We start from the raw sequence: 11,133 nt of genomic DNA, 5'->3' as shown, positions 1-11,133 counted from the left end.
GAAAAGTCCGGGAGACTTGTATGTGCCGTCCACCCGAATTTATCCAGGGTGCTTGCCCGATGTGGAATATCCGGCAGAAATGAAAGTTCGAAGCGTCAGGCAGGACGGATCGATCAAGTGGAACGGCAAGTTGGTATTTATCAGCGAGGCGCTGTCCGGGGAAAGGATAGGGCTCAAAGAAGCTGAAGATGATGCTTGGGATTTGTACCTGTGTGATTATCCCTTGGGGAGGCTTGGACGAGGTATGACCCGCGTCCAGGCCTCAAATGTGTAAACGATGTCCCCGGTTTCAGATGTAAACGATGTCTACGGTTCTACACCCCGATGGCGGTGTGTCAGTTTCAGGTGTGCTGACTGATACAACGCCATCGGGGGCAAGCCCCCTCCCACAGGCGGACTGCGTCGCTGTTTGGATCAGTGACCGCCAAGGTAGGCGTTGCGCACTTCCTCGTTCACCAGCAGCTCCTTGCCGGTGCCTGTGAGGCGAATTTCACCGTTGACCATCACATACGCCCGGTCCGACAAACGCAATGCATGGTTGGCGTTCTGCTCCACCAGGAAGATGGTCATCCCGGTGGAGGCCAGCTCGCGCAGGGTGGAAAAGATCTGCTTCACCACAATCGGCGCCAGGCCCAGGCTCGGTTCGTCCAGCAGCAACAGCTTGGGCCGGCTCATCAGCGCGCGGGCGATGGCGAGCATTTGCTGCTCGCCACCGGACATGGTCATGGCGCGCTGGTTACGTCGTTCCTTGAGCCGTGGGAACAGCTCGAACATGCGTTGCATATCGTCCTGGGCGAACTTGTCGCCAATGGGGATGGTGCCCATCAGCAGGTTTTCCTCGACGGTCATGTCGGGGAACACCCGCCGCCCTTCCGGCGACTGTGCAATGCCGTTGGAGGCAATGTAGTGGGACGACTTGTGGGTAATGTCGACGCCGTTGTAGAGGATCTGCCCCGACTCGGCCCGTGGCTGGCCGAAGATCGACATCAGCAGCGTGGATTTACCCGCGCCGTTGGAGCCGATCAAGCTGACGGTTTCGCCTTCGTTGATGTGCAACGAAACTTTTTTCAGGGCCTGGATCGGGCCGTAGAACACGTCCAGGTCCTTCATTTCGAGGATAGGTGCACTCATACCAGCTCCTCTTCGTCGGCGCCCAGGTAGGCGGCAATCACTTTCGGGTCGTTGCGGATCGCTTCCGGCCCGCCTTCGGCAATCACGTTGCCGTGGTCCAGCACCACAATGTGGTCGGAAATACTCATCACCATGCCCATGTCGTGTTCGATCAGCACCACCGTCAGGTCGTGTTCGTCGCGCAACAGGCGAATCATCGCGCTGAGGGCTTCGGTTTCCTGGGGGTTGAGGCCCGCTGCCGGTTCGTCCAGGCAGATGATCTGCGGCCGGGTGCACATGGCGCGGGCGATTTCCAGGCGGCGCTGTTGGCCGTAGGAAAGCTCACCGGCCAGGCGGTTGGCGCAGTCCACAAGGTCCACCACTTCGAGCCAGTAGAACGCATGGTCGAGGGCATCGCTTTCGGCCTTGCGGTAGCCCTTGGTGTTGAGGATGCCCGCCAGCATGTTGCGGTTGACCCACATGTGCTGGGCCACCAGCAGGTTTTCCAGCACCGACATTTCCTTGAACAGGCGAATGTTCTGGAAGGTCCGGGCCAGGCCGGCGCGGTTGACCAGATGGGTGCCGCCGAACATCTTGTAGTACACCCGGCTCAAGAAGCTTTTCGGCGATACGAAGTCGACCGCCTTGAAGCGTTCGCCGAGCAGCTGGATCACATTGGTCTGCTTGCCGCGAATGTTCAGTTCGATCTTGCCGCCGCTGGCTTTGTAGAAGCCGGTGAGGCAGTTGAACACGGTGGTCTTGCCCGCGCCGTTGGGGCCGATCAGGGCGAAGATCGAGTTGCGTTCGACCTTGAGGCTCACATCGCTCAAGGCCTTGATGCCACCGAAGTGCATCATCAGGTGTTCCACGGAGAGGACGACTTCCTTGCTCATGGCGCTACCCCCTTGCGTGGTGTCACACCCGTACGGCTGATCCGGATCAGGCCGCGCGGTCGCCAGATCATCATCACCACCATCAACACGCCAAACAGCAGCACGCGGTACTCGCTGAAGCTGCGCAGCAGTTCAGGCGCGACGGTCAAGACGAACGCCGCGATCACCACGCCGACCGTCGAGCCCATGCCGCCCAGTACCACGATGGCCAGGATCAGCGCCGACTCGAAGAAGGTGAACGACGACGGGTTGACGAAGCCTTGGTAGCTGGCGAAGAACACCCCGGCCAAACCGGCAGTGGACGCGCCGATGGTGAAGGCCGAGAGCTTGACCAGCACGTGGTTCAGGCCCATGGAGCGGCAAGCGATCTCATCTTCGCGCAAGGCTTCCCAGGCGCGGCCGACCGGCATGCGGGTCAGGCGGTGCTTGATGTACAGCACGGCCAGCACCACCAGGAACAGCACGATGTAGATGAACATGAACTTGATATTGGGGTTGTAATCGATGCCGAAGAACTCGTGGAACGGAACCCCGCCCTCCTTGGCCTTGCGCCCGAACTCCAGGCCCAGGAAGGTCGGCGAAGGCACCGGCATACCGTTGGGGCCGCCGGTGAACGACAGCCAGTTGTTGAGCACCAGGCGAATGATTTCACCGAAGCCCAGGGTCACGATGGCCAGGTAGTCACCGTGCATTCGCAGCACCGGGAAGCCGAGTATGCACCCCGCTAAAGCCGCTGCGATGGCTGCCAGCGGCAATACGCTCCAGAAGCCCAGGCCGAGGTATTGATAACCCAGCGCCAGGCCGTAGGCGCCGATCGCGTAGAACGCCACGTAACCCAGGTCGAGCAACCCGGCCAGGCCGACCACGATGTTCAGGCCCAGGCCCAGCAACACGTAGATCAGCCCGAGGATCACTACGGTCAGCAGGTACTTGTTGGCGAAGATCGGGAACACGATGGCGATCACGATCAGCGCCGGGATGATCCAGCGCAGCCGCGACTTGTAGTCCGGTGGCAGCACATGCACGCCGGAGCCGCTGCTTTCGAAGCCCTGCAGAATCTTCAGGCCCTTGGGGGTTTGCAGGAACAGGCTGAGGGCAAAGCGCCCGGCCATCACGATGGCGACCAGGGTAGCCACACGGGCCGGTTCCAGGTTGAAGCTGTAGCCGTCGAGGACCACGCCGACGATCGGACCGAACACGATCAACGAAATCAGCCCGGCAAGGACCGTATCGACCACACTTTTCTTGATATCGATGGGTTTGGCAGCAGACATGTTTACACCTTAGCCACGAGTGGGCGACCAAGCAGGCCCTGGGGACGGAAAATCAGAATCACCACCAGCAGGGAGAAACTGAACACGTCTTTGTAGTCGGAGTTGATCAACCCCGAGAACAACGACTCGGAAATACCCAGGATGATCCCGCCCAGCATCGCCCCAGGCAGGGAACCGATGCCACCGAGTACCGCTGCGGTAAACGCCTTGATGCCGATGATGAAGCCGGCGTAGAAGTCGAACGTGCCGTAGTTGAGGGTGATCAGCACGCCGGCCAGGGCCGCCATGGCGGCACCGATGACAAACACGTAGGAGATTACGCGGTCGGTGTTGATCCCCAGGATCGAGGCCATCTTGCGGTCTTGCTGGGTGGCGCGGCACATGCGGCCGAGCTTGGTGTACTTGATGATGTAGGTGAGCAACGCCATGCCGGCAAACGCCGCCACGAGGATGAAGACCTTGGTGTACGTGAGTTGGACGAACCCACTGCCGATATCGACGCGCCAGGCGCCGGCCAGCAGGGTTGGAATGCCTTGTTGTTTCGCGCCCTGGGCGATCTGCGCGTAGTTCTGCAGGATCAGGGAGATGCCGATGGCGCTGATCAGCGGAGCCAGGCGGGTGGAGTTGCGCAGCGGTTTGTAGGCGACCCGTTCGATGACCCAACCGTACACGCCAGTGACGACCACGGTGAAGATCAGGGTGCCGAGAATGAGCAGCGGGAAGGATTCGATGCCGAAGTAAGCCAGCAGTGCCAGACTGATCGCCGCGAGGTAAGCGGAAATCATATAAACCTCGCCGTGGGCGAAGTTGATCATGCCAATGATGCCATAGACCATTGTGTAGCCGATGGCGATCAGGCCATAGACCGACCCGAGGGTCAGGCCGTTGACCAGTTGCTGCAGGAAAATACCATCCATAACGCAATCTCACGCGGTGAGCACCTGCACACCAGTCGGTGTGCGGCGCTTCTGGAGGAAAAGACAGATCTCAATAACAACGCTGTCCCAATGTGGGAGGGGGCTTGCCCCCGATGCGGTGGGTCAGCTGAACAACTGTTGACTGACCCACCGCTATCGGGGGCAAGCCCCCTCCCACATGGATTACTTCTGCTTTTCCAGCTGGTGGTATTTGCCGTCTTTATCCCACTGGTAAACCACGTAGTCGGAGACTTTCAGGTCGCCCTTCGCGTCCCAGGTCTTCTCGCCCATCACGGTTTTGACCGGGTGCGCTTTCAGCCATTTGGCCGCGTCTTCGCCCTTGTTGGACTTGGCGCCGTTGAAGCCGGCGGCCAGGGCCTGCAGCGAGGCGTAGGCGTACAGGGTGTAGCCCTCAGGCTCGTAGCCGGCCTTGCGGAACTCTTCCACCACGGCCTTGCTGTCTGGCAGCAGGCGCGGGTCGGCGCCAAAGGTCATGTACACGCCATCGACGTATTGCGCGCCGCCAGCGGTGGCCACCAGTTCATCGGTCACCACGCCGTCATCGGACATGAACTTGACGTCCTTCAGGCCCGCTTCACGAATCTGGCGAACCAATGGACCGGCTTCCGGGTGCAGGCCACCGAAGTACACGACGTCAGCGCCCAGGGAGCGGATCTTGGTGACCAGCGCACTGAAGTCTTTCTCGCCACGGGTCAGGCCTTCTTCCAGCACCGGCTTGACGCCGCGCTTGGTCAACTGGGCAGCGGTGGCGTCGGCCAGGCCTTTGCCGTAGGTGTCCTTGTCGTTGATGACGGCGACTTTCTTGCCCTTGAGCACGTCGACGATGTAGTCGCCGGCGACGATGCCTTGCTGGTCGTCACGCCCGCACATACGGAACATGGCGCCCAGGCCGCGCTCGGTCACTTGTGGGTTGGTAGAACCTGGGGTGATCGCGATGATGCCCGCTTCGTCGTAGACCTCGGAGGCCGGGATGGTGTTCGACGAGCAGAAGTGCCCGACCACGCCAATCACTTTGTCCTGGTCAGCCAGGCGGTTGGCCACGGCCACGGCCTGCTTGGGTTCGCATGCATCGTCGCCTGCCACCAGCACAACTTTCTCGCCGTTGATGCCGCCGGCCTTGTTGATCACCTCGGCTGCCGCCTGGGCACCCTTCATGTACTGCTCACCGAACGAGGCGTTGGCGCCGGTCATCGGCCCCGCAACGCCAATCTTCACATCAGCTTGAACAAACGTAGAAACACCCAGCGCCGCTGCAACGGCGAGGGCCAGAAAACCTTTCTTGTAAAACGTCTGGGACATGAGTGGTGCTCCGATATTTTTGATTTTTGGCACGACAACTTGCGTTCAAACTTTTCACTGAAAGCCCAGAGCAAGCCTCGTGCCATTACGTTTTTATTCTTCAAAAAGACACGGTGTCATTGTTATTGCAGGCGTTTCGGCTCCGCTCGCCAGGACGTGCAACCCTCTAGCATCAATAGGTGCAACCCATAGGCCGAAAAAGTACAACCCTGACGGGTCGCACCTGCAACCAAAGCAATAAACGACAGTTCCTACAGCTGTAACAGCCTGCGTAACGGAACTGCACATTTACAGTGCGCAACTGCTACGACCTGCACCAATACAGATTAGTAGCCGGCTAAGAAAATGCAGGCTTCTGAGCGGTATTTCGCTGATCAGATCACGATCCTCAGGCATTGCCCGGCGTGATACAGCGAGAATCCGGCTTCATACAGGCAACTGCGCAGCCCAACCCCGGCCAGCGGTTGCATGGGTGCAAACGGAATCGGCAACGCCTGGGGATCCTGGTGACACAAATAGTCGGCGAACGCCTTGCCGACCACGCTGCCGGTGGTCACGCCGCGCCCGTTATAGCCGGTTACCGCCACCAGGCCGGGGGCGGGCTCGAACAGGCGCATCAGGTGATCGGGGGTGAAGGCGATGCAGCCGGTCCAGGTGAACTCCCATTGCACCGATTTGAGGTACGGGAAGTAATGTTGCTGCACCCGATCAGCCCACGCCTTGAGGAACCACGCCGGTTTCTGGTTGCCGTTGCCCAGGCTGCCGAGCAACAGGCGACCATCGGCATCGCGGCGGATGCTGCTCAGTACCTGGCGCGTGTCCCATGAGCCTTGGCCGCCGGGCAGAATCTGCTCGGCGGCGGCGTCGGTCAGCGGCGCGGAGGCGACCTGGTAGTAGTAGCCGGGGAAAAAATTGCGGCGCAGCTCGGTCCACTCACCTTCGGTGTAGGCGTTTGAAGCGATGACCACTTGTGCAGCCTGCACCGAACCGCTGGCGGTCTGAACCGACCAACTCGCACCTTGGCGCTCCAACCGGGCGACCGGAGAATGGTCGAACAACTGTCCGCCAAGCCCCACGGCGGCATTCGCCAGGCCACTGGTGTAGGCCATCGGGTTCAAGGTGCCAGCACGCCGATCCAGCAAGGCGGCGGCGATTTTCTTGGTGCCGGTGGCATGTTCGCAGGCCTGGCCGGTGAGCAATTCCACCGGCGCGCCACGGCGCTTCCACTGCTCTTCGCGACTGCGCAAATCCGCCTCGCCACGGGCGTTATGTGCCATGTGCAAAGTGCCCTCGCGGCGCAATTGGCAATCGATGGCGTATTTGTCGATCAGGCTGAACACCAGCGACGGTGCCGCGCCGAGCATGCGGTTGAGCTGGCTGCCCACCGCTTCGCCGAACCCGGCTTCGATTTCGTCCGGGGGGATCCACAGGCCGGCATTCACCAACCCGACGTTGCGCCCCGAACCACCGTGGCCGGTGCGATGAGCCTCCAGCACGGCGACGCTTTTACCCTGTTCCAGCAAATGAATGGCGGCGGACAAACCGGTGATGCCGGCGCCGATCACGCACACATCCACCTTGACCTCGCCCTGGAGCGCGGCACGGTCCGGCCGGCCAGGGGTGAGGTGTTCCCACAAACATGCTTCGCGTAATGCCATTGCCAGACTCCGGTGAGACCCAACAAACAACAATCTTGATGTGCAATGCGGTCACATGTGGGAAGGTCAGTCGAAGGTGATGCCTTGGGCCAGTGGCAACTCCAGCGAGTAGTTCACCGTGTTGGTCTGGCGGCGCATATACCCGCGCCATGCATCCGAACCCGACTCACGCCCGCCACCGGTCTCTTTCTCACCGCCAAACGCGCCGCCAATCTCCGCGCCGCTCGGGCCGATATTGACGTTGGCGATCCCGCAGTCGCTGCCCACTGCCGACATGAACTGCTCGGCCTCGCGCACGTCAGTGGTGAAAATGCACGACGACAGGCCCTGGGGCACGGCGTTGTTCAGGCGCAGGGCTTCGGCGAAGTCCTTGTAGCCGACGACATACAGAATCGGCGCGAAGGTTTCGGTGCACACCACATCGCTTTGCTCAGGCATCTCCACAATGGCCGGCGACACGTAGTAAGCGTTGGGGAACTTGTCTTCCAACTGGCGCTTGCCGCCGAACACCTTGCCGCCTTCGCTCAAGGCCTGCTCCAGGGCGTCCTGCATAGCGTCGAAACCATGCTTGTCGATCAGCGGGCCGATCAGGTTGCCCTCCAGCGGGTGGCCGATGCGCACTTTCGAATAGGCGGCCTTGAGGCGGGTGACGATTTCTTCCTTGACCGACTCGTGGGCGATCAGGCGGCGCAGGGTGGTGCAGCGCTGGCCGGCGGTGCCGACGGCGCTGAACAGGATGGCGCGCACGGCCATGTCCAGATCGGCGCTCGGGCCGAGGATCATGGCGTTGTTGCCGCCCAGCTCGAGGATGCTGCGGGCAAACCGCGCGGCAACTTTCGGCGCCACTTCGCGGCCCATGCGGGTGCTGCCGGTGGCGCTGATCAGGGCCACGCGCGGGTCATCCACCAGCGCAGCGCCGGCATCGCGGCCGCCGATGATGACCTGGCTCAGGTATTGCGGCGCGTCCTTGAAATTCTTCAGCACACGCTCGAACAGCGCCTGGCACGCCAGGGCGGTGAGCGGGGTCTTTTCCGACGGTTTCCAGATCACTGCGTTACCGCACACCAGCGCCAGTGTGGTGTTCCACGCCCACACGGCCACCGGGAAGTTGAAGGCGCTGATCACCCCGACCACGCCCAGCGGGTGCCAGGTTTCACGCATATGGTGGCCTGGGCGCTCGGAGGCGATGGTCAAGCCGTACAGCTGGCGCGACAGGCCCACGGCGAAGTCGCAGATGTCGATCATTTCCTGCACTTCACCCAGGCCTTCCTGGGTGATCTTGCCGGCCTCCCAGGACACCAGCTCGCCCAGATCGGCCTTGTATTGGCGCAGTACATCGCCGAACTGGCGCACCAACTCGCCGCGACGGGGGGCCGGCACGTTGCGCCAGGCCTCGAATGCATGCTCGGCGCGACTGACCTGTTGCTCCACCTCGGCGGCACCTTCCCAGTGCACACTGCCGATACGGCTGCCATCAATGGGCGAATGCACGGGTTGTTTACCCGCCTGGTACAGCGCCGGGTTTACCCCGAGACGATCAAGCAATGCGGCAACCATGGGTCACTCCTTCAATCTTCGAACAAAAAATCGCACCGCGGCACGCACGGCGATCCAGGCCTTATTTGTAGCTGGCCCAAGACTTGCCAACAAACGACGATTAGGCGAGATATCATTCCGTTTATTCATGCAAAGAATAAAAAGAGGCATGCCGTGCTGAACAAAAGACATTTGCCCTCGATCACCGCCCTGCAGTGTTTCGAGGCCGCCACCCGCCACCTGAGCTTCACCCGCGCCGCCGAGGAGCTGAACCTCACGCAAAGCGCAGTGAGCAAACAGGTCGCGCAGTTGGAGGAATTACTCCAGCACCTGCTGTTCCGCCGCGTACGCCGCCGCTTGCAGATGACTCCGGCAGGCGACCTGTACCTGGTGGAAGTGCGCAAGATCCTCACGCAGGTGGAGATGTCCACCCACTACCTGCGCTCCTATGGCGGCGAGACCGAAGTGTTGCGCGTGTCCACGCCCTACACCTTTGGCGCGCGCTGGCTGGTGCCTCGCCTCAAGGGCTGGCGCCTGCGCCACCCGCAGATCCATCTGGACCTGTGCAACGAACAGGAGCCGGACGAACTGCTGCAAGGCAAGGCCGACATGGCCTTCTACTTCGGCCAGGGCTCGCGCCCCGGCACCGAGAGCCTGAAACTGTTCAGCGAAGAGCTGGTGCCGGTGTGCGCCCCGGAAAGCCTGCCGGCGCAGCCCTTCACCGATCCCACGCAACTGAGCGACCTGGTGCTGCTGCAAAACGCCTCGCGCCCCCAGGGCTGGCATGACTGGTTTGCCGACCAGGGTTATCACACCGAACACAGCTACCACGGGCCGCGTTTCGACACTTTTTATATGTGCATTCGCGCGGCGCAGGTCGGTTGCGGCGTGGCATTGTTGCCGCGCTTTCTGGTGGAGGAAGAACTGGCCGACGGCAAGCTGGTGATCCCCTGGCAGCATGCAATGCCCAGCCAGGACGCGTATTACCTGGCCTATCCGGAGCATTCGGCGGAAGTGCCCAAGGTGCGGGAGTTTGTGAAGTGGATGATGGAGCAGGTTGTTTAGTGCCAGGAATATCGCCATCGGCGGCAAGTGGCCTTGGAAAAAAAATCACTGGCAAACCTACCCGCGTCTATGCGCCACTAGCCCCCTTCCTTAATTGTGCGTAAAGGTCGGCGCCCATCGCCCGACCTGTCTGGAGATTCCCGTTATGAGCGAGAGTGTGTTTGCCGATCGCATCGTGCAGAACTTGCTCGACACCGACTTCTACAAGCTGACCATGATGCAGGCGGTGCTGCACAACTACCCCAATGTGGAAGTTGAATGGGAGTTTCGTTGCCGCAACAGCGAAGACCTGCGCCCGTACCTCGCGGAGATCCGCTACCAGATCGAGCGCCTGGCCGAGCTGAGCCTGAGCCCGGACCAACTGGGGTTCCTGGAGCGCATCAGCTTTATGAAGCCGGATTTTTTGCGCTTTCTCGGACTGTTTCGCTTCAACCTGCGCTATGTGCAGACCGGCATCGAGAACGGCGAGTTGTTTATCCGCCTGCGCGGGCCGTGGCTGCATGTGATTCTGTTTGAAGTGCCGATGCTGGCGATCGTCAGCGAAGTGCGCAACCGCTACCGTTACCAGACGGTGATCCTCGAACAGGCCCGCGAGCAGCTGTACCGCAAGTTCGACTGGCTGACGGCCAACGCCAGCAGCGACGAGCTGGCCGAGCTGCAAGTGGCCGACTTCGGCACGCGCCGACGCTTCTCGTACCGCGTGCAGGAAGAAGTGGTCAGCGTGCTCAAGCATGACTTCCCCGGGCGTTTTGTCGGCACCAGCAACGTGCACCTGGCCCGCGAGTTCGACATGAAGCCGCTGGGCACCATGGCCCATGAATGGATCATGGCCCACCAGCAACTGGGCCCGCGCCTGATCGACAGCCAGATCGCCGCCCTCGACTGTTGGGTCCGCGAATACCGTGGCCTGCTGGGTATCGCCCTGACCGATTGCATCACCACCGACGCGTTCCTCGGCGACTTCGACTTGTACTTCGCCAAACTGTTCGACGGCCTGCGCCACGACTCCGGCGACCCGGTGCAGTGGGCGGAAAAAGCCATCGCCCACTACCATAAGTTGGGCATCGAGCCGATGAGCAAGACCCTGGTGTTCTCCGACAGCCTGTCGCTGCCCAAGGCCCTGGAAATATTCCGCGCGCTGCGTGGTCGCATTAATGTGAGCTTCGGCATCGGCACCAACCTGACCTGCGATATTCCAGGGGTGGAACCGATGAGCATCGTGCTTAAAATGACCGCCTGCAATGGCCAGCCCGTCGCGAAGATCTCGGATGAAGCGGGCAAGACCCACTGCACCGACCCGAATTTTGTCGCCTATTTGCGTCATGTTTTCAAAGTACCTGCCATCTCTAGCAAGGAGTGA

General features: G+C 61.1%; 9 protein-coding genes and 1 pseudogene. 3 read left to right on the top strand and 7 right to left on the bottom strand.

Annotation, left to right across the window (positions count from 1 at the left end; translation table 11 throughout):
* Positions 1-274, top strand: a pseudogene (locus BM416_RS30670) (IS481 family transposase); the annotation flags it as partial.
* A 140-nt stretch (positions 275-414) separates the two neighbouring features.
* Here BM416_RS30670 and BM416_RS29810 read toward each other — a convergent pair.
* The 7 genes from BM416_RS29810 to BM416_RS29780 all read right to left on the bottom strand — a co-directional run bounded on the left by BM416_RS29810 (position 415) and on the right by BM416_RS29780 (position 8,729).
* Complete coding sequence (locus BM416_RS29810; protein ID WP_027607704.1) at positions 415-1,131, bottom strand: ABC transporter ATP-binding protein; 717 nt, start codon at positions 1,129-1,131, stop codon at positions 415-417.
* Entirely contained in the window at positions 1,128-2,003 is an 876-nt protein-coding gene (locus tag BM416_RS29805; protein WP_027607703.1) for an ABC transporter ATP-binding protein, read from the bottom strand. Before BM416_RS29805 ends, BM416_RS29810 begins: the two co-directional genes overlap by 4 nt.
* Complete coding sequence (gene livM / locus BM416_RS29800) at positions 2,000-3,277, bottom strand: high-affinity branched-chain amino acid ABC transporter permease LivM (RefSeq protein ID WP_027607702.1); 1,278 nt, start codon at positions 3,275-3,277, stop codon at positions 2,000-2,002. Before livM ends, BM416_RS29805 begins: the two co-directional genes overlap by 4 nt.
* Positions 3,278-3,279: 2 nt before the next feature.
* Positions 3,280-4,194: an ABC transporter permease subunit gene (locus BM416_RS29795; RefSeq protein WP_003236186.1), complete on the bottom strand. Its 915-nt coding sequence runs from the start codon at positions 4,192-4,194 to the stop codon at positions 3,280-3,282.
* Between the two features lie 183 nt (positions 4,195-4,377).
* On the bottom strand, positions 4,378-5,514 hold the full coding sequence (locus BM416_RS29790; protein ID WP_027607701.1) for a branched-chain amino acid ABC transporter substrate-binding protein: 1,137 nt from the start codon (positions 5,512-5,514) through the stop codon (positions 4,378-4,380).
* A gap of 374 nt (positions 5,515-5,888) precedes the next feature.
* Positions 5,889-7,172 (bottom strand): L-pipecolate oxidase, encoded by a 1,284-nt coding sequence (locus tag BM416_RS29785; RefSeq protein ID WP_092490352.1) that lies wholly within the window; start codon positions 7,170-7,172, stop codon positions 5,889-5,891.
* 66 nt (positions 7,173-7,238) lie between these two features.
* A complete protein-coding gene (locus tag BM416_RS29780; protein WP_092358960.1) occupies positions 7,239-8,729 on the bottom strand; it encodes an L-piperidine-6-carboxylate dehydrogenase in 1,491 nt (496 codons plus the stop codon).
* A 153-nt stretch (positions 8,730-8,882) separates the two neighbouring features.
* Between BM416_RS29780 and BM416_RS29775 the strand changes: the two genes are divergently transcribed.
* On the top strand, positions 8,883-9,773 hold the full coding sequence (locus BM416_RS29775) for a LysR family transcriptional regulator (protein WP_092490351.1): 891 nt from the start codon (positions 8,883-8,885) through the stop codon (positions 9,771-9,773).
* Between the two features lie 145 nt (positions 9,774-9,918).
* The gene (gene pncB, locus BM416_RS29770; protein WP_065947132.1) at positions 9,919-11,133 is read left to right on the top strand and encodes a nicotinate phosphoribosyltransferase; all 1,215 of its coding nucleotides are present in this window, start codon (positions 9,919-9,921) and stop codon (positions 11,131-11,133) included.

Source organism: Pseudomonas sp. NFACC42-2, from assembly GCF_900116055.1.
Classification (GTDB): domain Bacteria; phylum Pseudomonadota; class Gammaproteobacteria; order Pseudomonadales; family Pseudomonadaceae; genus Aquipseudomonas; species Aquipseudomonas marginalis.
This window is presented reverse-complemented; position numbering and strand designations above follow the sequence as displayed.